Annotated in this window: 16 protein-coding genes and 1 pseudogene; 4 read left to right on the forward strand and 13 right to left on the reverse strand. The window is 72.3% G+C overall.

Annotated features, from left to right (window positions below):
- Positions 1–121 precede the first annotated feature (121 nt).
- From ald to pyrG, 4 genes are all read right to left on the reverse strand, one after another.
- Complete coding sequence (ald, locus tag N8I87_RS08920; RefSeq protein ID WP_263207125.1) at positions 122–1,246, reverse strand: alanine dehydrogenase; 1,125 nt, start codon at positions 1,244–1,246, stop codon at positions 122–124.
- A 135-nt stretch (positions 1,247–1,381) separates the two neighbouring features.
- Entirely contained in the window at positions 1,382–3,448 is a 2,067-nt protein-coding gene (locus tag N8I87_RS08925; RefSeq protein WP_263207126.1) for a tetratricopeptide repeat protein, read from the reverse strand.
- A 161-nt stretch (positions 3,449–3,609) separates the two neighbouring features.
- The gene (locus N8I87_RS08930; RefSeq protein WP_263207127.1) at positions 3,610–4,236 is read right to left on the reverse strand and encodes an NUDIX domain-containing protein; all 627 of its coding nucleotides are present in this window, start codon (positions 4,234–4,236) and stop codon (positions 3,610–3,612) included.
- A gap of 98 nt (positions 4,237–4,334) precedes the next feature.
- On the reverse strand, positions 4,335–6,023 hold the full coding sequence (gene pyrG / locus N8I87_RS08935; RefSeq protein WP_263207128.1) for a CTP synthase: 1,689 nt from the start codon (positions 6,021–6,023) through the stop codon (positions 4,335–4,337).
- 509 nt (positions 6,024–6,532) lie between these two features.
- Here pyrG and N8I87_RS08940 point away from each other — a divergent pair.
- The 3 genes from N8I87_RS08940 to N8I87_RS08950 all read left to right on the forward strand — a co-directional run bounded on the left by N8I87_RS08940 (position 6,533) and on the right by N8I87_RS08950 (position 11,522).
- On the forward strand, positions 6,533–8,335 hold the full coding sequence (locus N8I87_RS08940) for a glycoside hydrolase family 15 protein (RefSeq protein WP_263207130.1): 1,803 nt from the start codon (positions 6,533–6,535) through the stop codon (positions 8,333–8,335).
- Positions 8,336–8,460: 125 nt separating this feature from the next.
- The gene (locus N8I87_RS08945; protein ID WP_263207131.1) at positions 8,461–9,804 is read left to right on the forward strand and encodes an FAD-binding oxidoreductase; all 1,344 of its coding nucleotides are present in this window, start codon (positions 8,461–8,463) and stop codon (positions 9,802–9,804) included.
- Positions 9,805–9,854: 50 nt separating this feature from the next.
- Positions 9,855–11,522, forward strand: a complete 1,668-nt coding sequence (locus tag N8I87_RS08950) for a PucR family transcriptional regulator (protein ID WP_263207132.1) — start codon at positions 9,855–9,857, stop codon at positions 11,520–11,522.
- On the opposite strand, the gene N8I87_RS08955 is transcribed toward N8I87_RS08950, so the two are convergent.
- The 6 genes and pseudogenes from N8I87_RS08955 to N8I87_RS08980 all read right to left on the reverse strand — a co-directional run bounded on the left by N8I87_RS08955 (position 11,519) and on the right by N8I87_RS08980 (position 17,889).
- Entirely contained in the window at positions 11,519–12,655 is a 1,137-nt protein-coding gene (locus N8I87_RS08955) for a glycosyltransferase family 4 protein (RefSeq protein ID WP_263207133.1), read from the reverse strand. The two genes, N8I87_RS08950 and N8I87_RS08955, sit on opposite strands and share 4 nt — an antisense overlap.
- 272 nt (positions 12,656–12,927) lie before the next feature.
- A pseudogene (locus N8I87_RS08960) lies at positions 12,928–13,682 on the reverse strand (hypothetical protein).
- Positions 13,683–13,707: 25 nt separating this feature from the next.
- A complete protein-coding gene (gene recN, locus N8I87_RS08965; RefSeq protein ID WP_263207134.1) occupies positions 13,708–15,450 on the reverse strand; it encodes a DNA repair protein RecN in 1,743 nt (580 codons plus the stop codon).
- Positions 15,451–15,852: 402 nt separating this feature from the next.
- Positions 15,853–16,758 carry an NAD kinase gene (locus N8I87_RS08970; protein ID WP_263207135.1) on the reverse strand — a complete coding sequence of 302 codons (906 nt, stop codon included), beginning with the start codon at positions 16,756–16,758 and terminating at the stop codon, positions 15,853–15,855.
- Positions 16,755–17,570, reverse strand: a complete 816-nt coding sequence (locus N8I87_RS08975; protein ID WP_263207137.1) for a TlyA family RNA methyltransferase — start codon at positions 17,568–17,570, stop codon at positions 16,755–16,757. The genes N8I87_RS08970 and N8I87_RS08975 overlap by 4 nt, the downstream gene beginning before the upstream one ends.
- A 7-nt stretch (positions 17,571–17,577) precedes the next feature.
- Complete coding sequence (locus N8I87_RS08980; RefSeq protein ID WP_263207139.1) at positions 17,578–17,889, reverse strand: hypothetical protein; 312 nt, start codon at positions 17,887–17,889, stop codon at positions 17,578–17,580.
- Positions 17,890–17,931: 42 nt separating this feature from the next.
- On the opposite strand from N8I87_RS08980, the gene N8I87_RS08985 reads away from it, so the two are divergent.
- Positions 17,932–18,279, forward strand: a complete 348-nt coding sequence (locus N8I87_RS08985; protein WP_263207141.1) for a sterol-binding protein — start codon at positions 17,932–17,934, stop codon at positions 18,277–18,279.
- Here N8I87_RS08985 and N8I87_RS08990 read toward each other — a convergent pair.
- The 3 genes from N8I87_RS08990 to N8I87_RS09000 are packed head-to-tail and all read right to left on the reverse strand — an operon-like array spanning position 18,263 to position 21,233.
- Complete coding sequence (locus N8I87_RS08990; protein ID WP_263207142.1) at positions 18,263–19,141, reverse strand: ABC transporter ATP-binding protein; 879 nt, start codon at positions 19,139–19,141, stop codon at positions 18,263–18,265. The two genes, N8I87_RS08985 and N8I87_RS08990, sit on opposite strands and share 17 nt — an antisense overlap.
- The gene (locus tag N8I87_RS08995) at positions 19,138–20,193 is read right to left on the reverse strand and encodes a FecCD family ABC transporter permease (protein WP_263207143.1); all 1,056 of its coding nucleotides are present in this window, start codon (positions 20,191–20,193) and stop codon (positions 19,138–19,140) included. The genes N8I87_RS08990 and N8I87_RS08995 overlap by 4 nt, the downstream gene beginning before the upstream one ends.
- Positions 20,190–21,233 carry a FecCD family ABC transporter permease gene (locus N8I87_RS09000; protein WP_263207145.1) on the reverse strand — a complete coding sequence of 348 codons (1,044 nt, stop codon included), beginning with the start codon at positions 21,231–21,233 and terminating at the stop codon, positions 20,190–20,192. Before N8I87_RS09000 ends, N8I87_RS08995 begins: the two co-directional genes overlap by 4 nt.
- Positions 21,234–21,312: the final 79 nt, after the last annotated feature.

Raw genomic sequence — 21,312 nt, forward strand, 5'->3', positions numbered from 1 at the left:
CATACACACATCCGGCCGGACCTTGTCGGGCAAGGTCCGGCCGGGTACACGCGGTTGACGACCCGTGTTGACGTATCGCCTTTACCGTATGGTGACTTAGCGGAGCGACTCGGCGGTCGGCTCAGCCGAGCAGGGTCTCCAGGTCCAGGTGCTCAAGACCGTGGGCCTCGGCGACCTCCTTGTAAACGACCTTGCCGTCATGGGTGTTGAGACCCTTGGCCAGCGCGGCGTCGCGGCGCAGCGCCTCGACCCAGCCGTTGTCGGCGAGCGAGACGATGTACGGCAGCGTGGCGTTGGTCAGCGCGTAGGTGGAGGTGTTGGGCACCGCGCCGGGCATGTTGGCCACGCAGTAGAAGACCGAGTTGTGGACCCGGAAGGTCGGCTCGGCGTGCGTGGTCGCGTGCGAGTCCTCGAAGCAGCCGCCCTGGTCGATCGCGATGTCGACAAGGACACTTCCGGCCTTCATCCGGGACACCAGCTCGTTGGTGACCAGCTTCGGGGCCTTGGCACCCGGGATCAGGACGGCACCGACGACGAGGTCGGCCTCGAGGCAGGCCTTCTCCAGCTCGAAGGCGTTGGAGACGACGGTCTGGATCTTCGTGCCGAAGATCTTGTCGGCTTCCTTGAGCTTGTTGATGTCCTTGTCGAGCAGGGTCACGTGGAAGCCCAGGCCGATGGCGATCTGCGCGGCGTTCCAGCCGGAGACGCCGCCGCCGATGATGACGGCCTTGCCGGCCGGCACACCCGGAACACCGCCGGGCAGCACACCGCGGCCGCCGGCCGCGGCCATCAGGTGGTAGGCGCCGACCTGCGGGGCGAGCCGGCCCGCGACCTCGGACATCGGGGCGAGCAGCGGGAGCGCGCGGTTCGGCAGCTCGACGGTCTCGTAGGCGATGGCCGTGGTGCCGGACTCCAGGAGGGCGTCCGTGCACTCCTTGGAGGCGGCCAGGTGCAGGTAGGTGAAGAGGATCTGGTCCTTGCGGAGGCGGTGGTACTCCTCCGCGATGGGCTCCTTGACCTTCAGCAGCAGGTCAGCGGTGGCCCAGACCTCGTCCGCGGTCTCCAGGATCTCGGCGCCGGCCGCCACGTACTCCTCGTCCGGGATCGAGGAGCCGACGCCGGCGTTCCGCTCGACGACGACCTGATGGCCGTGGCGCACCAGCTCGTGCACGCCGGCGGGGGTGATGGCCACCCGGAACTCGTTGTTCTTGACCTCGCGGGGGATGCCGACCTTCACGTCGATCACGGTCCTTGGCTCAGAGGGTGTGGGGGCATTGCAAGACATACCCGGCATGCGGGGGCGCACCAGGATGCACCGCAGGAGAACGTGCGGCAGAGCCAGTTTAATGAAGGCGTTCCGGCTGTCTAGCCTTTCATTGCATCAATCTTTGGTGGATGTGCTGCGGATTTCGCAGGCGTCCGAGCCGTGGTCCGCTGCTGTGTCGCTCTCGTGGCTCTCCTGGAGTTCCTCTCCCAGCATGCGCTCGGCGGCTCCACGGTGCAGTCGAGCGGCGGCGGAGTCGCCCAGCCGCTCCAGGGTGTCCGCGAGCCGCAGCTGCAGCGCGGCCTGCAGCCGGACGTCGTCGGCACGGCGTGCCCACTCCACCGCCTCCTGGCAGGTGTGCAGCGACTCCTCGGGCCGCCCGGCGTACTCCTGGACCCGGGCCAGCTCGCTCAACGCCCGTGCCTGAGCGGCGACATCACCGCTCTTGCGGTGCCCGGCGACGGCCGCGCGCCAGTTCCGCAGCGCCTCGCCGTAGCGGCCCGCGTAGGTGTGGGCGGTGCCGATACGGCCGTACAGCCGGGCGGCGTCCGCGCGCTCGTCGCGGGCCAGGCGCTGGGCCAGGGCCCGGCCGAACCAGTCCGCGGCCCGGTCGTAGTCCCCGAGCTCCTGATGCGTGCCGCCTACGGATTCCATCGCGCGGCCGGTGGCGTACGGGTCGTTCGCCTCGCGTCCGGCGTCCAGCGCGGCCCGGTAGCGGACCAGGGCCTCGCCCGTCCGGCCGGTCCGGGCGTCCAGGTCACCCAGGTTCAGCAGGGCGGCGGCCTTCTCGCGGGGCAGTCTGCGGCGCTCGGCCACATCGAGGACGAGGCCGTGGATGCCGTACAGGTCGGGCGCGGCCGCCTGGGTTCCGACATGCGCCACCATCGCCCTGACCAGCTGGGACATCAGCCGACGGGCCAGCGTGTCCAGCTCCCCGTCGGCGACCGCGAGGCGGGCGGCGGCCAGCAGGGCGGGACGGCGGATGTCGAGCCAGTCGGCGGCCGCCCTGGGGCTGGGGAAGCGCAGGGAGCGGGGCAGGCCCTGGAGCTTCTCGCGTGCCTCGGGGTTGTCCGTCTCGGTGATCGCCCGGCAGGACTGCAGCAGCCGTACGGTCCGCTCCAGCATGCGGGCGCGGGCCAGCTGGAGCTCGCCGGGGCGGTCATGGCTCTCGGCGAGGGCGTGCAGCAGGGGGTACAGACAGCCGGGGACCTCGTACTGCGGCAGCGGGGAGTCCACGGCCCGCAGCAGGTTGAGGGCGACGAAGTCGTCCAGGGTGGTGCGGGCCGTGCTCACCGAGCAGCCGGCCAGCGCGGAGGCGGTGTGCGGGTCGACCAGGCCGGCGGGGGCCAGGGAGAGCAGTCGCAGTATCCGGGCGGCCGGGGCCGGCAGCTGGTCGTGGACGAGCCGGAAGGCCCGGCTGAGCGGCGTCCCCTCGTCCGACTCGGCGTGCAGGCGTTTGGCCAGGTCGGAGACGCCCGCCTGGGGTCGCGCGGCGAGCCAGCCACCGGCCAGGGTCAGCGCGGCGGGCTGGGCCTGGCACACCTCGACGAGGCTCTCGGCGGCGAGCGGGTCCACGGTGATGCGGACCGAGCCGGTGTAGCGGGTCAGCAGTTCCAGGGCCGACTTGGTGTCGAGGCCGCCCAGGGTGCAGGGCCGGACGTCCGTGATCCCGGTGAGCGGGCCCTGGGACACGGCGACGGCCAGGCAGTCCGGGGAGTCCGGCAGCAGCGCGTCGACCTGCTCGGCGCCCGCCGCGTCGTCCAGCAGGAGCAGCACCCGCCGCTCGGCCAGGGCCGCGCGCAGCGCCTCGGTGAGCTCGTCCTCGGACGCTCCGGGCGGGGTGGGCAGGTCCAGGGCGGTGAGCAGTTCGCGGGCGGCGCGCTCGACCGGCACCGGGGTGCCGTCGGGTTCACCGAGGCGGACCCGGAGCACGCCGTCGGCGTAGCGGTCGGCGACCTGCCGTACGAGTTCCTCGGCGAGCGCCGTACGGCCGGAGCCGCGCCGGCCCGCGATGAGGAGCACACGCGCGCGTGGGGCCTTGCGGCCGGAGAGGGTGTCCAGGCCCGCTCGCTCGATGTCGGCGCGGAGTTCCTTCAACTCCCTTGTACGGCCCAGGAAATGGCTCTTCGCCAGCGCGTCGCCCGACAGCCCCACGCCGTCCGTGTCCACCACCTGATCCGTCACGGGCCACACTCCCGTCCCACCGCACGCGCAAGCCCGCCGGGACTCCGGTTCGGGCGTGAGTCGAGCCTAGTTCACGCTCTGCGACGATCCGTGCGGAGCACGGCGGGCAGGTCCCTCGATCGGATCAGGCGATCGTCACACCGCTGGCGGGGCGGCCGGGTTCAGGACTCGAAGGGGCGCGCGGGCCACGGTGCCTCGGCCGGGCGCAGGGCGTCGAGGCCGTCGCCGTCGCGGGCGGCGATCAGGGAAAGGACCCCCACGACGAGGCAGTTGTTGTGCAGCTCGCCGGCGAGCACGCCCCGGACGAGCTCCGCCACGGGAACGCGCGCGTGCTCCATGTCGGCCTCCTCGTCCTCGACCTCGAAGCGCTGCCCGTCGGCCTCGGACAGATCACGGGCGAGGAAGATCCGTACGGACTCGTCGCAGCCGCCGGGGGTGGTGTACACGTCGGTCAGGACCCGCCAGTCCTCCGCCTTGACGTGCGCCTCCTCGTACAACTCACGCTGGGCGGCGTGCAGCGGGTTCTCGCCGGGGATGTCGAGCAGACCGGCCGGGATCTCCCAGAGCTTGTGCCGGACCGGGTGCCGGTACTGGCGGATGAGATGAACGCGGTCCTCGGCGTCGAGGGCGACGACCGCCACCGAGCCGGGGTGGACCTGGTAGTCGCGGCGGAGCACCGAGCCGTCGGGCATGACCACCTCGTCCGTGCGGACGGAGGTCTTGTTCCCCACGAAGGGGGTCTCCGTGGCCCGGATCTCCCACTCCTCGGGGATGTCCTTGATCGTCATGCCCTGTCCTTCCACACGCTTCACAAAAGACCGGTCGGCTGAAACCGGGGTGCTCACCTTTTGAAGGTATGCACCCCGGCAACCGTACAACTGGTGTGTTACTTCGAATTCTCCTGCGCGCCCTCTGCCCGCTGACGCTCGACAGCCGCCTTGACGAGCCCGGCGAACAGCGGGTGCGGACGGGTCGGACGCGAGCGCAGCTCCGGGTGCGCCTGCGTGGCGACCAGGTAGGGGTGGACGTCGCGCGGGTACTCGACGTACTCGACGAGCTTGCCGTCCGGGGAGGTGCCCGAGAAGAGGATGCCGGTCTTCTTCTCCAGCTCCGCGCGGTAGGCGTTGTTCACCTCGTAGCGGTGCCGGTGCCGCTCCTCGACGTACTCCTTGCCGTCGTACACCTCGCGCACGATCGAGCCCTCGGCCAGCTTGGCCGGGTACATGCCCAGCCGCATCGTGCCGCCCATGTCGCCCTCACCGGCGACGATGTCCAGCTGCTCGGCCATGGTGGAGATGACCGGGTGGCCGGTGGCGGCGTCGAACTCGGTGGAGTTGGCGTCCGGGATGTCGGCCAGGTTGCGCGCGGCCTCGATCACGATGCACTGCAGGCCCAGGCAGAGACCGAGCAGCGGGATCTTGTTCTCACGGGCGTAGCGGATGGCGCCGACCTTGCCGAGCACACCACGGTCGCCGAAGCCGCCCGGGATGCAGATGCCGTCCACGTCGCCCAGCTGCGCCTTGGCGCCCGCCGGGGTCTTGCAGTCGTCCGAGGTGACCCACTTGATCTTGACGCGGGCACGGTTGGCGAAGCCGCCGGCGCGCAGCGCCTCGGTGACCGAGAGATAGGCGTCGGGCAGGTCGATGTACTTGCCGACCAGGGCGAGGGTGATCTCGTGGTCGGGCTTGTGGACGCGGTCGAGCAGGTCGTCCCAGGTCGTCCAGTCCACGTCACGGAAGGGCAGGTCCAGCTTGCGGACGACGTAGGCGTCCAGGCCCTCTCCGTGCACCGTCTTCGGGATGTCGTAGATGGAGCGGGCGTCGGGGCAGGCGACCACGGCGGCCTCGTCGACGTCGCACATCAGCGAGATCTTGCGCTTGATCGCGGTGGGCACCTCGCGGTCGCAGCGCAGCACGATGGCGTCCGGCTGGATACCGATGTTGCGCAGGGCCGCAACCGAGTGCTGGGTCGGCTTCGTCTTCAGCTCTCCCGAGGGGCCGATGTACGGCAGGAGCGAGATATGGACGACGAAGACGTTGTCACGGCCGACCTCGTGCCGGACCTGGCGGACCGTCTCCAGGAACGGCAGCGACTCGATGTCGCCGACCGTGCCGCCGACCTCGGTGATCACGACGTCCACCTCGTCGGTGGCCATACGGCGGATGCGGTGCTTGATCTCGTTGGTGATGTGCGGGATGACCTGCACCGTGTCGCCCAGGTACTCGCCGCGCCGCTCCTTGGCGATGACGGTCGAGTACACCTGGCCTGTAGTGACGTTGGCGGAGCCGTCCAAGTCGCGGTCAAGGAAGCGCTCGTAATGTCCGATGTCCAGGTCGGTCTCGGCGCCGTCGTTGGTGACGAACACCTCACCGTGCTGGAAGGGGTTCATCGTGCCCGGGTCGACGTTCAGGTACGGGTCGAGCTTCTGCATCACGACCCGCAGTCCCCGGGCCTTGAGCAGCATGCCGAGGCTGGAGGCCGTGAGGCCCTTGCCGAGAGAGGAGGCGACACCCCCGGTGACGAAGATGTGCTTGGTCGTCGTGGCTGCGTTGTGTCGAAAAGCCGTGGGCGGCATGGCCAAGAGGGGGCTCCCGTGGTCGCTGTCTGTGGTGCGGTACGGCTCCCCGCCCGGAGGTATCCGGGGGTGCCGCCGCTGCGGTTCGGGGGTTTCTCGCCCACCGGTCCACGGGCTACCAGGGTATCAGCGCCTCGAGGAGATGGCTTCCGGCCACGCTCCGCGCACGGGCCGACACGGGCGCGCACACCTTACGGTGTTCTCACCCGGTGCTCACTCGTTCGGCCCACACGGGTTGCCCGGAGCGGCACGCAGATCATCTACGTGCGTCGTATCCTGCTCGGACACTCGCTGCCGAGCCCGGCCGGAAGAACGCGGCACACCCCCGCTCGTACCAACCGGAACAACGAGAGCTCGGCAGTTCGTTGAGCTATGACTGTCGTTCTGCCTCTGGGCGGCTCGGCTGCTTTGCTTCACCGCTCAACGACGCACAACAACGACCCCTTGACCGCACTAGCGAAAGCCCCCTTTTCCCCGGGGGCGACGTGGCCGTTCGACTGGAGTTGCACGTGGCCGGGCGCATCGAAGACTACGCACTCATCGGAGACATGCAGACCGCGGCGCTGGTCTGCCGGGACGGCACAGTCGACTGGCTGTGCCTGCCCCGCTTCGACTCGCACGCCATCTTCGCCGGTCTGCTGGGCACCGAGGAGCACGGATTCTGGCGGCTCGGACCCGCCCACGCGGCCGACTCGGAGCCGCCCACCGCGGCGCGGCGCACCTACCGGGGCGACTCGCTGATCCTGGAGTCGGAGTGGGACACCCCGCGCGGCACGGTGCGCGTGACCGACTTCATGCCGCCGCGTGACGGGGCCCCGCAGCTGATCCGGATCGTCGAGGGCGTCACCGGACGGGTGCCGATGCGCTCGGCGCTGCGGATGCGGTTCTCGTACGGGCGGGTCGTGCCGTGGGTGCACAAGCACGAGGGCCGGACGGTAGCGGTCGCCGGTCCCGACTCGGTGTGGTTCGACACCGAGGCCGAGACCTACGGCAAATCGCTGACCACCTACGCCGACTTCACGGTGGCCCCCGGCGACCGGATCGCGTTCACGATCTCCTGGCAGCCCTCGCACAAGGAGCCGCCGCCGCTGCCGGAGCCGGAGACCTCGCTGGAGGCGACCGAGGAGTTCTGGCGCGAGTGGGTCGAGCACTGCACGTACCACGGACCGTACCGCGAGGCGGTGATCCGCTCCCTGATCACCCTCAAGGCGCTGACGTACGCCCCGACCGGCGGCATCGTCGCCGCGCCCACCACCTCCCTGCCCGAGGACATCGGCGGCGTCCGCAACTGGGACTACCGCTACACCTGGCTGCGCGACGCGGCGATCACCCTGTCCTCGCTGCTGCGCACCGGCTACCGCGAGGAGGCCCGCGCCTGGCGTGAGTGGCTGCTGCGGGCGGTCGCCGGCGACCCGGAGAACCTGCAGATCATGTACGGCATCGCGGGCGAGCGCGAGCTGGGCGAGGCCGAGCTGGACTGGCTGCCCGGCTACGAGAACTCGGCCCCGGTCCGGGTCGGCAACGGCGCCGCGCACCAGCTCCAGCTGGACGTCTACGGCGAGGTCACCGAGGCCCTGCACCTGGCCCACATGACCGGGCTCGCCCGCAACGACTACGCCTCCCTCCTCCAGCTGAAGCTGATCCGCTACCTGGAGGACCACTGGGACGAGCCGGACGAGGGCATCTGGGAGGTGCGCGGGCCGCGCCGGCACTTCGTGCACTCCAAGGTCATGGCCTGGGTCGCGGTGGACCGCACCATCAAGCTGATCGAGTCCGGTGACGCGGACGGCCCGCTGGAGCGGTGGCGCGAGCTGCGCGACGACATCCACCGGGACGTGTGCGAGAAGGGCTACGACAAGGAGCGCAACACGTTCACGCAGTCGTACGGCTCGAAGGAGCTGGACGCCTCGCTGCTGCTGATCCCGCAGATGGGCTTCCTGCCGCCGGACGACAAGCGGGTGATCGGCACCATCGAGGCGATCCAGCGCGAGTTGTCCACCACGGACGGCTTCATCCTGCGCTACCCGACGGAGGGCGAGCACGAGGGCGTCGACGGTCTCCCGGGTGACGAGGGCGCCTTCCTTGCCTGCTCGTTCTGGATGGCGGACGACCTCGCGATGATCGGCCGCGTGGACGAGGCCCGCAAGCTGTTCGAGAAGCTGCTGTCACTGCGCAACGACCTGGGCCTGCTCGCGGAGGAGTGGGACCCGGGCCGCCAACGCCAGGTCGGCAACTTCCCGCAGGCCTTCAGCCACGTCCCGTTGATCGACACGGCCCTGCGCCTGACGGCTTCCGGCGCGTACGGCGGCTGAGCCCTCCGGGGGTTCGGCGGGGTCCGGCCGCGCGTGCGCGGGTGAGCATGGTCGGCGGGCGCGACCCGGTGGGGCTGCCCGCCTAGGCTGGAAGGGACGGACCGGCCCTCTCCGAAAGGGGCTGCATGGCTTCCCTCTCCAAGGCGCACGCGGCCCTCCTCGCGCTGCGCGAGGATCTGGTCGGCGAGGTGTTCGCCCCGGGGGACCCGGGCTACGACGAGGCCCGGACCGTGTTCAGCGGGACGGTCGACCTGCGCCCGGCCGTGATCGCGCGGTGCGCGGACGAGGGTGACGTCGTCCGGGCCGTGCGCTTCGCGAGAGACCTGGACCTGCGCATCGCCGTACGCGGTGGCGGCCACGGCCTGGCCGGCACGGCCCCGACCGAGGGCGCGCTCCTGGTGGATCTGCGCCGGATGCACGAGGTGACCGTCGATCCGGCCGGGGAGGCCGCACGGGTCGAGGGCGGCGCCACGGTGAGCCGGCTGCATCAGGCCACGCGGCCCTACGGCCTGGCCGCCAACGGCACCGCGGCCGCGGCCGTCGGCGTCGCCGGGCTCGTTCTGGGCGGTGGCACCGGCCTGCTGGACCGGGCCTTCGGCCTCGCCGTGGACGACCTGATCGCCGTCGAACTGGTCACCGCCGACGCCGAACGCGTCCATGCCAGCCCCGACGAGAACCCGGAGCTGTTCTGGGCGCTGCACGGCGGCGGTGGCAACTTCGGCATCGCCACCGCGCTGACCCTGGAGCTGCACGAACTGCCGGAGTTCTCCGTCGCACTGCTGCTGTACCGCCCCGAGTTCGGCCGCGAGGTGGTCCGTACCTTCCGCGAGATCATCCGAACGGGGCCCGACCAGGTGAGCGGAGCCGTGACGTGTCCGGCCTCGGGCAGGCCGGTGTACGGCGCCCTGCTGACGTACGCGGGGGGCGAGGCCGACCTGCGCAAGGTCGCCGAGCCCCTGCTGGCACTGCCGTACGAGGCGATGCTGCCGGGCGCCGAAGCGCTGCGCCTGCTGGACTGTTTCCCCGGACTGCGTGCCCACTGGTCGGCGGAGTGTCTGACCGATCTGCCCGACGAACTGGTGGACGCCTTCTGCGCCCGCGCGGAGGCCGTTCCGGTGCCCGTGCCCAGCGGGTCCCGGTACACGCTCTTCCCGGGTGGTGGCGCCGCCGCCACCGGACCCGCCCGGTACCCGGTTCCGTACCGGGACGCGTCCTGGACGGCGCACCCGTTCGCCCGCTGGGCCGACCCGGCCGACGACGAGCGGGCCCTCGCCTGGGTGCGGGACGCCCGCGCCGACGTCCGTCCCTGGACCACCGGTGCCGTCTGCCTCGGCCTCGTCGGGGACGAGGGCCCCGAGCGGGTCGGCGCGGGGCTGGGCGCCGGGAACCTGCTGCGGCTGGAGAAGGTGAAGCGGACGTACGACCCCGACAACGTCTTCCGCTGCAACCACAACATCCGGCCGGTCTAGCCCGCCGCCGGAGCTGACGCCATGGCGTTCCCGCAGGTAGCGTCCGCTGCATGGACAGCGGTACTGACAGCGGTACGCACGGCAGAGCCGGCAGCGGATTCGACACGCAGGGCGCGGGGATCACCGTTCAGCGGGCGCTGGAGCTGCCCGGGCTGCGCAGCGGGCTCCCGGAGATCATCGCGGGCGCCGACCGGCTGGGGCGCACCGTGCGCTGGGTGCACGCGGGCGAGGTGCCGAACATCGCCTCGCTGCTGAAGGGCGGCGAGCTGCTGCTCACCACCGGCTATGGCCTGGGCACCCGCCCGGCCGACCAGCGGGCGTTCGTGCGGACCCTCGCGGAGCGCGGCATCGCGGCCCTGGTCGTGGAGCTCGGGCCGCGCTTCACCCGGCTGCCCGCCGCCCTCGTCGACACCGCGAGGGCGGCCGGTCTGCCGCTCGTCCAGCTGCACCGCGAGGTGCCGTTCGTGACGGTCACCGAGGAGATCCACACCGAGATCGTCAACGGCCACTACGCGCTGCTCCAGCGGGCCGAGGAGGTGCACCGCCGCTGTACCGAGGCCCTGCTGGGCGGCGGCGGGGTGCCGCAGGTGCTGAGCATCCTGGCCGACTTCAGCGGTAACCCGGTGTTCCTGGAGACGACCGACGGTCAGCTCCTGTACGCCGCCGGATCCGGGCCGGAGGGCGCGGATCCGCTGCAGGTGTGGGAGGGGCTGCGCGGCCACCACAAGGACGCGCCGCCGTCGGCCGGTTCGGTGCTCGTGGACGTACCGGGCGGCGGGCCGGGCACGGGGTCGGTGCGCGCCCGGCTGGTCCTGCTGCCGGTGCGGAATCCGCTGGCTCCCGTGCACCGGATCGCCGCCGAGCGGGCCGCCGGCATCCTGGCCGTCGTGCTGATGCAGGCCCGTCAGGAGGAGGAGCTCGCGGCGCGCGGGCGCGGCGACTTCCTGACCGACCTCGCCGAGGGGCGCATCGCGGCCGAGGACGCGCCCGCGCAGGCCCGGGTGCTGGGCTTCAAACCGGGCAACAGCCCGCTGCTGCCGGTGGTGATGCGGCTGGGCGACACCCTCTCCCCGGGCGGCGGCTGGGCGGTCCTGGCGCGCGCGGTCGCGGAGGAGCTGGCCTCGGTGGGGGTGCCGGTCCTGCTGGGCGTGCGGCCTGTGGAGGGGCGGGTGCCGCTGCTGCTCGGGCTGCGGTCGGAGTCGGAGCGGTCGGCCGTGGCCGACCGGGTCGCGGCGGCGCTGCGGGCCGGGGCGGAGCGGGCCGGGATGCAGCGGCCGGGAGCGCAGCCGCCCGTCGTGGTCGTCGGGGTGGCGGCTGGCTGGGCGGCGGCGTCGGCCGGGTTGCGGCACGCGGCGGAGACCGCGACGGCGGCGCAGGGTCTGTCGGACCGCCCCTGGTACGACGCCCGCCGCCTCGACATCGACCTCCTGCTGTGGCGGCTGCGCGACCACCCGGACCTGGCGGCCTTCGTGGACCGCGCCATCGGCCCGCTGCGGGACCACGACAACCGCTCCAAGCCGCCGCTGCTGCCCACGCTGGAGACCTATCTGGCGCACGCGGGCCGCAAGGCCGAGACGGCCCGCGAGCTGCACCTCAACCGGCAGACGCTCTACAACCGCCTCGCCCGCATCGGGGAGTTGCTGGGCACCGACCTCGAAGACCCGCAGACGGTACTGGCGTTGAGCCTGGCCCTGCGCGCCCGTCGGCACGTGCCCTAGGAGAAGGCGCGCGGCTGTGTCAACTCGTCGTACACGCTGAGGACTTGGGCCACGGTCTCGTCCTCGGTCGGCCAGCCGGCCGCCTGCCGTACGCCTCTGTCCCTGAGCAGTTCGCAGCGCGCCGGGTCGCCGAGCAGTCGTACGACGGCTTCGGCGAGCGCCGCCGCGTCGCCGTACGGGACGAGTTCGGCCGCGTCGCCGACGAGGTCCGGGATGCCGCCGACGGCGGTCGCGACGAGCGGCACGCGCGCGTGCAGGGCTTCCTGGGCGAGGACGGAGCGAGGCTCCCACCTGCTGGTCAGCAGCGCGAGATCGGCGGCGTCGAGCAGCTCGCGCGCGTCCTCCCGCCGCCCGATGAGCCGGACCGGCAGCTCCTCGTCCTCGATCCGCCGCTGCAGCTCCGGGCGCAGCGGCCCCTCCCCCGCGATCACGAGCAGCGGCGCAGGATCGAGGCGGGACCACGCGCGGGCCGCGTCCAGCAGGACGTCGTAGCCGCGGTGCCGGTCGAGGGAGCCGACGGCGATGAGCAACGGACGTCCGGTGGCGCCGAGTTCGGCCCGCACCTTGGGGGGTTGCCGGTCGGGGTCGTCCACCTCGGCGGGCGGGCGCGAGCCGGGCAGCGCGACGGCGGCGAGCCGGGCGTCCCGGGCGCCGGTGCGGCGCGCCCGGTCCACGAGGTCCGAGGTGGTGCCGAGCACCACGGCCGCCGTCCGCACGACCCGCCGCTCCAGCAGCCGCAGCAGATGCCCGCGGGCTCCCTCGGCGTGCGCCCGGTTGTGCCAGGTGACGACCAGCGGGGTGTCCCGGCCACTGAGCGCGAGCACGGTACGGAAGGAGGCGTGCAGCCCGTGCGCGTGCACCAGGTCGGCGTCCGCGCAGACCGCCCGCAGCGCGGCGACGGAACCCGGGTCGCTGCTGCGCGGGATGTGGACGTGCTCGGCGCCGACCCCGGTGAAGTCGTAGGAGCGATCGGCCTCGACGGGGGCGCACACCGTGACGCGCACGCCCCGCGCGACGAGCCCGGCGGCCAGGGAGCGCACGTGCGCGCTGCTGCCGGCGTTGCCTCCGCCCAGCACCTGCACGGTGCGCAGCGGCGACTGACCGTGCGGCGAGTTGCTGCTCACGTGGCTCACGTGGCCGGGGCTCCTGATTCGGCGTCGGGCGGTCACGAAGAAACGTACAGAAGGTATCGGGCGAGGGGATGACCCCGCGCGCGCCTCCTACGCGTACCGCGTTCCCTGCCAAGGATGCCAGGAACGAGGGGTGTTCCGGGAACTGTGAGGGGGCGCACGGTGCTCGGGCCCGCCTCGCCGCGCGGGGATCGCGTCACCCACACGAGTGTCGAAAATCCCGGCTCGGCCGAACACCCCGGAGTGTCTGTACGAAGGTCAGACCCCGTCACCCGTCACAGCGAGCGGGCCAGCTCGCTCACCCGGTCGCCACACACGGCCGCGGCCACCACCGCGACGGCGTGCGCGAGCAGTCCGGCGCGCCCGTTGCCCGCGACGACGGCAGTGCCGAGAGTCGCGCCCAGGGCGTGCGCCCCCGTGTCACCGATCATCACGCGCTCACCGAGATCCTCGGGCAGCACGGCCGCCGCGGCCCCCATCGCGACCGCGGCCAGCTCGGCCCCCGGCCCCTTCCGCAGCAGGCCCGGCGCCCCGAAGGCGAGCACGGCGCCCGCAGCCCGACCGGGCCGTACGTCCACGAGGTTGACGAAGTGCGCGGCCCCGGCGATCACCACCCCCGCGAGCACCTTGTCGAGGAACCGCTCCTTCAGCATCGCCCCCGCGACCAGCCCGGCGGCCGAGACACCGGCCAACTTGACCGCACCGCTGGTGATTTCGCCCTCGCGCAGCGCGGCCAGGTGAGCCCGGAAGCCTCGCCGTGGGTCACCGGCCCCGGCCACGTCGTCGTACGCCCCGCACACCCCTGCGGCCAGCACCGCGAACCCGGCGGCGGGTGTGTGCGCCCGGCCGCCACGGCGGTGGCCCCGGCGGCCGCGGCGCCCGCGTACAGCCCGACGGTCCGCCCCGCATGGTTCTTCCGCTCCCAACGTTCCCGTCCGCCCGGCGCCTTGGCGCGCAGGGCGGCGGCCGCGGCAGCGGTGAGCGCGGCGGCGAGTACGAACGAGCCGGTCCTTCGAGTACGGGTGATCATCCGGCCACCCTAGAAGGCGGCCCCGCTAGCCGTCCGCGCGGGCCGCGGCCAGCAGTTCCTCGGCGTGGGCCCGGGCCGTCTGCGAGTCCTCCTGCCCGGCGAGCATCCGGGACAGTTCACGGACCCGCTCCTCGCCCTCGAGGACCTTCACACCGGAGCGGGTGACCGACCCGTCGTTGGTCTTCTCCACGAGCAGCTGCCGGTCCGCGAACGCGGCGACCTGGGGCAGGTGGGTGACCACGACGACCTGCGCGGTCTTCGCCAGCCGCGCCAGCCGCCGGCCGATCTCGACCGCGGCCTTGCCGCCGACACCGGCGTCGACCTCGTCGAAGAGATACGTCGGCACCGGGTCGGTCCCCGCGAACACGACCTCCACGGCGAGCATCACGCGCGAGAGCTCACCGCCGGACGCCCCCTTGGCGATGGGCCGCGGCGGCGCTCCCGGATGCGGTGCGAGCAGCAGCTCGACCTCGTCGGCGCCCGCCGGGCCGTAGGCGACCGTGCGCCCGCCGACCTCGACGCCCTCGGGGTCCTCGGTCTGCCGGATGTCGAAGGACACGCGCGCGTGCGGCATCGCGAGGGAGGCCAGCTCGGCGGTCACGGCTGCGGCGAACCGCTCGGCGGCCTCCGTGCGCGCGTCCGTCAGCGCCTGGGCGAGACCGCCCAGCTCGGTGCGGAGCGCGTCCCGTTCGGCGGTCAGCTCGCCGATCCGTCCGTCGTCGCCGTCGAGTTCGGTCAGCCGCGCGGCTCCCTGCTCGGCCCAGGCCAGCACGGCGTTGATGTCCTCGCCGTACTTGCGGGTGAGCGCGGTGAGCGCTGCCCGCCGCTCCTCCACGGCCGCCAGCCGCAGCGGGTCGGCGTCCAGGTCGTCGGCGTACCCGGCGAGCTCGCCCGCCACGTCGCCCAGCAGGATCCCGATCTCGCCGATGCGGTCGGCGAGCGAGGCCAGCGCCGGGTCGTGGGAGCGCACGGCCTCCAGGGCCCGGTGCGCACCCGCCACGAGCGTCGAAGCATCGATGCCCTCGGGGTCCTCGGGGTTGCCCGCGAGAGCGGCGTGCCCGGCGGTCGCGGCGGACGACAGCGCCTCCGCGTGGCCGAGCCGCTCGGCCTCCTCCGCCAGCTCCACGTCCTCGCCGGCCCGCGGCTCCACGCCCGCGACCTCGTCGAGCCCGTAGCGCAGGATGTCGGCTTCCTGGGCCCGCTCACGCGCGCGCGTGACGATCTCCTCCAGCTCGGCGGAGACGGCCCGCAGCCGCCGGTAGGCCCCGGTGTACTTGGTCAGCGGCCCGGCGACCGCCTCGCCCGCGTACCGGTCGAGGGCCTGCCGCTGCCGGGACAGCTTGAGCAGACCCTGCTGGTCGGTCTGCCCGTGCACGGCGACCAGTTCGTCGGCGAGTTCGGCGAGCACCCCCACGGGCACGCTGCGCCCGCCCAGATGGGCCCGCGACCGTCCCTCGGCGGAAACGGTACGGCTGATCAGCAGCGCCCCGTCGTCCAGCTCGGCGCCGGCCTCCTCCGCCCGTACGACGACGGCGGCACCCGAGGCCACGGTGATCCGCCCCTCGACGACCGCCTTGCCGGCACCGATCCGTACGAGCGCCGGGTCCGCGCGCCCGCCCAGCAACAGCCCCAGGCTGGTGACCACCATGGTCTTGCCCGCACCTGTCTCACCGGTGACGGCGGTGAACCCGGGCGACAGCTCGACGACGGCATCGTCGATGACTCCGAGCGACCGTATCCGCATCTCTTCCAGCACGCACAAGACCATACGAGGTCGGGGCGGGGAAGTGCGACGGCCCCCGCCCCCATCGTGTGAAGGTGCAGGTGACGATTACGCATCGAGCATCCGATGTCACCCGCGCGAGCTAGGGGGTGTCGTTTGGATCAGGTCGGCCGTGACCAACGGTGCGGTCTGGCCCTCCCCGAGCGGGGTCATGGGGGTCCCCCTGCTCGAGCGCAGTCGAGAGCTTGGGGGAGCGTGCAGCTGCAAGGCGGAGGAGGGAGTCGACGCGGAGCGGTGGGGGTCCCCCCCTGCTCGAGCGAAGCCGAGAGCTTGGGGGAGAGTGACGACAACGCGGCTGGGGGTCCCCCCTGCTCGAAGAGCTTGGGGGGAGTGCGTGCCAGACCCCGCGACGCCGGGATGATCCAAACGACACCCCCCAGCCGCGGGCTAGTGGGGCGCTCCCCGCCACCCGGAGACCGGCAGTGCGAACTTCGCCACCAGCCGGTCCGTGAAGGAGGCGTGGTGCAGCCGGGCCAGTCGCACCGGCACCGCTCCCCGCCGCACCTCGACCCGCGCCCCCGGCGGCAGCTCGACGGTGCGCCGGCCGTCGCACCACAGCACGCCGGGCGGAATGTGCGGCAGCACCTCCACGGCGAGCACCGACTCCGGCGAGGTGACGAGCGGCTTGGCGAACAGCGCGTGGGCCGAGATCGGCACCATCAGCAGGGCCTCGACCTCGGGCCACACCACGGGCCCGCCCGCGGAGAAGGCGTAGGCCGTCGACCCGGTCGGCGTCGACAGCACGATCCCGTCGCACCCGAAGCCCGTCACCGGCCGCCCGTCGATCTCCAGCACGACCTCGAGCAGCTTCTCGGCGCCCGCCTTCTGCACCGCCGCCTCGTTCAGCGCCCAGTCCGTGTGCACGATGTCGCCGTTGCGGTGCACGACCACATCGACGGTCATCCGCTCCTCGACCTCGTACGCCCTGCTCACCACCCGGTCGACGACCTTGTCCAGGTCGTCGCGCTCGGCCTCCGCGAGGAATCCGACGCTGCCGAGGTTGACGCCGAGCATCGGCACGCCGGACGCGCGGGCGAACTCGGCGCCGCGCAGCAGCGTGCCGTCACCGCCGAGCACGATCAGCAGCTCGCACCCGTCGAGGCTCTGCGGAGTCGCCTCCTCGACGAGCTCCACCTCCTCGGGCAGCGGCAGATCGCGCGCCTCGTACTCCAGGACCCGTACGCCGACGCCGGACCGCAGCAGCCCCTTGACCACGAGCTCGGCGCTGCGGATCGCCGCGGGCCGCCCGGTGTGGGCAAGCAGGAAAACAGTACGAGCTCGGTTCTGTGTCAACGCGGCCCCTCCGCCACTGCACGGTCAACATCGGCCGGGTCCAGTTCCGGTGCTCCGGCCCGCAGCCACAGAAAGTATTCGACATTGCCGGACGGTCCGGGCAGTGGGCTGGCGGTGACTCCCCGCACACCGAGCCCCAGTTCCCACGCCTTCTCGGCCACGCCCCGTACGGCCTCCGCCCGCAGCTGCGGACTCCGTACGACTCCCCCGCTCCCCAGCCTTTCCTTCCCCACCTCGAACTGCGGCTTGACCATCATCACCAGGTCGGCGTCCGGCTGCACGCACCGCTTCAGGGCGGGCAGCACCAGGCCGAGCGGGATGAAGGACAGATCACCCACGACAAGATCCACAGGTTCCCCATCGATCGCTTCAAGCGTCAACTCGCGTACGTTCGTACGGTCCTTGACGGTGACGCGTTCATCATTCCGGAGAGACCAGGCGAGTTGGCCGTAACCGACGTCGACGGCGACGACGTGCGCGGCGCCCGCCCGCAGCAGGACGTCGGTGAAGCCGCCGGTGGAGGCGCCGGCGTCCAGTGCGCGCTGCCCCTGGACGACGAGCCCCTGGGGCACGAAGGCCGCAAGCGCGCCGGCCAGCTTGTGGCCGCCCCGGGACACGTACTCCGGGTCGCTGTCGTCGTTCTGGACCACGATCGCGGCCGCGGTCTCCACCTGTGTGGCCGGCTTCGTCGCGACGGTCTTGCCGACGGTGACCCGCCCCGCGGCGATCAGCTGGCTGGCGTGCTCACGCGAGCGCGCGAGCTTCCGGCGGACCAGCTCCGCGTCCAGACGACGGCGTACGACTCCTGCCACGTTCAGTTCAGCTCCTGCTCTGATACGACAACGGCGACGGGGGCGCCGGAGGTCCCGGGCGGGCGTCGAGCGCGGTGAGCGCGTCGCGCAGCCCCCGATGTACATCCTCGTACACCTCGACGTGACCGTCGGTGGCGAGGTGGTCCGCATCGGCCAGCCGCTCCAGCAGGGCGTCGACCTCGGCGTTGCCGGTGGGGGTGCGCGGGACCTCCAGCGGGGCGGGCGCGGCAGGGTCGTACTCGACGCCGTGCTCGACGTCGTACTCGGGTTCGACCACCGCTTCCTGCGGGCCCTCGGTCTCCGGCGCTGCGTCGTTCATGCCCAGACGCTACCTCGAACCACTGAGGTAACGTCGATCGCGATGGCCACGATCGAGGAGTGCCGCGACGCACTCGAAAAGCTTTCGGACAACATGCGGGACGCCCGGGGCGGCGTCCGCGAGGCCGCCGCCCTGGACCGTTCGGTGAGCTGCTACGTCACCGACCTGGACGTCACCTTCCTCGGCCGGATGACCGACGGCCGGATCGTGGTCGACGAGACCCTTCCGGGACCGCCGCCCAGGAAGGCCCAGATCCGGCTCACCATGGCCGGCGACGACATGGTGGCCCTGGTCGACGGCGAACTGCACTTCGCCAAGGCCTGGGGCTCGGGCCGGGTGAGGTTGGAGGCGAGCCTGCTCGACCTGTTCCGCCTCAGGAAGCTTCTGTAGCGGCGACCTTCGCTTCCACGCCGTCCTTCGCTTCCACGCGGGCCCTGCGCGCCGCGGGCACCACCAGGGGCGTGCCCGTCTCCGGGTCGTCGATGACCTGGCAGCGCAGTCCGAAGACCTCCTCGACCAGCTCCGCGGTGACGATGTCGTTCGGGGCGCCCTCGGCGATCACCCGACCGCTCCTGAGCGCGATCAGATGCGTGGCGTAACGAGCCGCGTGGTTGAGGTCGTGCAGCACGGCGACCAGGGTGCGGCCCTGTTCCTCGTGCAGCTCGGCACACAGGTCGAGGACGTCGATCTGGTGCTGGATGTCCAGATAGGTGGTCGGCTCGTCGAGGAGCAGCAGCGGGGTCTGCTGGGCGAGCGCCATCGCGATCCACACGCGCTGGCGCTGACCGCCGGACAGCTCGTCGACGTACCGATCGGCGAGATGGGCGACACGGGTCCGCGCCATGGACTCCCGCACGACCCGCTCGTCCTCGGCGGACCACTGGCGCAGGATGCCCTGGTGCGGATAGCGGCCGCGGCCCACCAGGTCGCCGACGGTGATCCCGTCGGGCGCGATGGACGACTGCGGCAGCAGACCGAGCGTCCGCGCGACCTTCTTCGCGGGCATCGACTGGATGACCTGCCCGTCGAGCAGCACCCGGCCCCGGCTGGGCTTCAGCATCCGGGACAGCGCCCGCAGAAGCGTCGACTTGCCGCACGCGTTCGGGCCGACGATCACCGTGAAGGAGTTGTCGGGGATCTCCACCGACAGCCGCTCGGCGATGACGCGCTGGTCGTAGGCGAGGGTGACGTCCTCGGCGGACAGGCGGTTCACTGTGCTCCTTCGGTTGTTCGTCCGGCCGGTGGCGGTCATATCCGGCCTGCCTTGCGCTCGGTGACAAGGAGCCAGAGCAGATAGATGCCGCCCAGGACACCGGTGACCACGCCCACGGGCAGCTGATCGGCGCCGAAGGCCCGCTGCGCGGCCCAGTCGGCGGTGACCAGCAGCGCGGCGCCCATGCACAGGGAGGGCACCAGGTTCGGGCCCGGCGAGCAGGTCAGACGCCGGGCGAGCTGCGGCGCGGTGAGCGCCACGAAGCTGACGGGGCCCGCGGCGGCGGTGGCGGCCGCGGTGAGCAGGACGGCCGAGACCAGCATCAGCAGCCGTACGCGCTCCACGCGCACCCCGAGGGCGTACGCGACGTCGTCACCCATCTCCAGCATCCTGAGGCCGCGCGCGTTCGCGAGGACGAGCGGTACGAGGACGGCGCACAGCGTGAGCAGCGGCCAGACCTGGCTCCAGTCGCGGCCGCCCAGGGACCCCGTCATCCACACGACCGCGCGGGCCGCGTCGACGAGGTCGGCCTTGGTGAGCAGATAGCCGTTGACGGCGGTGACGACGGCGGAGACGCCGATGCCGACCAGGACCAGCCGGTATCCGTGCGCGCCCTGCTTCCAGGCGAGCAGATAGATGGCGAGCCCGGTGACCAGGCCGCCGATGAGCGCGCCGATGGTGACCTCGTCCGCGGAGCCGGACGTCAGCACGATCACGACGAGCGCGCCGGCCGTCGAGCCCTGCGAGAGACCGAGCACGTCGGGGCTGCCCAGCGGGTTGCGCGAGACGGACTGGAACAGGGCGCCGCCGAGGCCCAGCGAGGCGCCGACCAGGAGGCCGACCAGGACCCGCGGCAGCCGCAGCTCGTTGACGATGAAGTCCTGGAACGCCGTGCCGTTCCCGGCCAGCGTCCTGAGGACGTCGACGGCCGGGATCTCGGCGTCGCCGGTGCCGATCAGCAGCACGCTCGCGGTGAGCGCGGCCACCAGCAGCAGGACGACGACGATCAGCGCGCGGACGTCCAGCCGGACGGAGAGCCCGCCGGGCGTGCGTAGGGCGCGGCCCGCGCGGGTCGTCCGGTGAGTCTTCACAGCTGCGCAGTCCTCCGCCGTCGTACGAGAAAGATGAAGACCGGACCGCCGAGGATCGCGGTGACGATGCCGACCTGGAGTTCGGAGGGCCGGGCGACGATCCGGCCGACGACGTCGGCACCGAGCAGCAGCACCGGCGACAGGACGGTCGCGTACGGCAGGATCCAGCGCAGGTCGGGGCCGGTGAAGGAGCGCACGACGTGGGGGACCATCAGGCCGACGAACACGATGGGCCCGCAGGCCGCGGTCGCGGCGCCGCACAGCACGGTGGCGGCGAGCATCGCGAGGGCCCGGGTGCGGTTGAGGTCGGCACCGAGGGCGCGGGCGGTGTCGTCGCCCATCGCCAGGGCGTTCAGCGGCCGGGCGAGCCCGAGCGCGAGGAGGGTGCCGACCGCGAGGAACGGCAGTACCTGAAGGATGGTCGAGTCGGTCGCCGAGGCCAGTGAACCGACCGTCCAGAAGCGCATCTTGCCCAGCGCCGCGTCGTCCATGATCATCACAGCCTGGAGATAGCCGTACAGCGCGGCGCTGATCGCCGTACCGGCGAGCGCGAGGCGCACCGGTGTGGCGCCCCGGCTGCCGCCGAGGAACCAGACCAGTGCGCCGACCGCCGCCGCGCCGGCGAACGCGAACCACACGTACCCGCTCAGGCTCGTGACGCCGAAGTAGGTGATGGCGGTGACGACCGCGGCCGAGGCGCCCGCGTTGATGCCGAGCAGCCCGGGGTCGGCCAGCGGATTGCGCGTGAGCGCCTGCAGCACCGCGCCCGAAAGCCCGAGCGCGGCACCGGCGAGCAGGCCGAGGACCGTACGCGACAGCCGCTCGTCGACGACGACGTCGCCGTACGTCCCCGAGTCGTGGAACAGGCCGTGCCAGACCTGGTCCAGCGGGAGCGCCTTCGCGCCGATCGCGATGCTCGCCAGGGCGACGAGCACCAGGACCGCCACGGCGATGACGAGCCCAACGGCCCGTATCGCCCGACGGGTTGGGGGCGCGGGGGCGGTCTCCGCGCGCTGTTCGGGAGGACTGTCGACCAACACGAAGTTAGGTTAGCCTACCCTCGTATGCGATCTCGATGTCGAGGCGGGGGGCGCACAGGCTCACGCGCCCGCGGACTCA

Origin of the sequence: Streptomyces sp. HUAS 15-9, from assembly GCF_025642155.1 — a bacterium.
In the GTDB taxonomy this organism is placed as follows: domain Bacteria; phylum Actinomycetota; class Actinomycetes; order Streptomycetales; family Streptomycetaceae; genus Streptomyces.

Coding starts and splice junctions, on each gene's coding strand:
- N8I87_RS08930 (WP_263207127.1), bottom strand. CDS start 4,236: ATGACGATCAAGGACATCCCCGAGGAGTGGGAGATCCGGGCCACGGAG.
- N8I87_RS08950 (WP_263207132.1), top strand. CDS start 9,855: ATGGACAGCGGTACTGACAGCGGTACGCACGGCAGAGCCGGCAGCGGA.
- N8I87_RS08985 (WP_263207141.1), top strand. CDS start 17,932: ATGGCCACGATCGAGGAGTGCCGCGACGCACTCGAAAAGCTTTCGGAC.
- N8I87_RS08980 (WP_263207139.1), bottom strand. CDS start 17,889: ATGAACGACGCAGCGCCGGAGACCGAGGGCCCGCAGGAAGCGGTGGTC.
- pyrG (WP_263207128.1), bottom strand. CDS start 6,023: ATGCCGCCCACGGCTTTTCGACACAACGCAGCCACGACGACCAAGCAC.
- recN (WP_263207134.1), bottom strand. CDS start 15,450: ATGGTCTTGTGCGTGCTGGAAGAGATGCGGATACGGTCGCTCGGAGTC.
- N8I87_RS08945 (WP_263207131.1), top strand. CDS start 8,461: ATGGCTTCCCTCTCCAAGGCGCACGCGGCCCTCCTCGCGCTGCGCGAG.
- N8I87_RS08990 (WP_263207142.1), bottom strand. CDS start 19,141: ATGACCGCCACCGGCCGGACGAACAACCGAAGGAGCACAGTGAACCGC.